Here is a 556-nt window from a genome sequence, read left to right on the forward strand (position 1 = left end):
CGGCCTGGAGCAGTTGCCGTGGTGGCACAAGCTCACCGAGCACCCGGCCTATGACACGTTCTGGCAGGAACAGGCACTGGACAAGGTGATGGCCAACACGCCGCTCAAGGTGCCCACGATGTGGCTGCAGGGCCTGTGGGACCAGGAGGACATGTACGGCGCCAACCACAGCTACCAGGCGATGGAAGGACGCGATACGGGCAACACGCTCAACTACCTGGTGATGGGCCCGTGGCGGCACAGCCAGGTGAACTACGACGGCAGTTCGTTGGGTGCGCTGAAGTTCGACGGCGACACGGCGCGCCAGTTCCGCCGCGATGTGCTGCGGCCGTTCTTCGACCAGTACCTGGTCGATGGCGCGCCCAAGGCCGATACGCCGCCGGTGCTGATCTACAACACCGGCGAGAACCACTGGGACCGTTTGCAGCAGTGGCCGCGCTCGTGCGCGCAAGGCTGCGCGGCGCAGGCCCGTCCGCTCTACCTGCAGGCCGGTGGCAAGCTCTCGTTCCAGGCGCCGGCGGCGGGGCAGGGCGAGTACGAGGAGTACGTGTCCGAC

At 66.9% G+C, this 556-nt stretch carries 1 protein-coding gene; it reads left to right on the top strand.

Annotation, left to right across the window (positions count from 1 at the left end; genetic code table 11):
* Nucleotides 1–556: CocE/NonD family hydrolase (locus CWM66_RS28105; RefSeq protein ID WP_199200075.1), on the top strand; the 556-nt coding region annotated here is incomplete at both ends.

The organism is Kosakonia sp. H7A, assembly GCF_003028445.1.
GTDB classification, from domain to species: Bacteria; Pseudomonadota; Gammaproteobacteria; order Enterobacterales; family Enterobacteriaceae; genus Kosakonia; species Kosakonia radicincitans.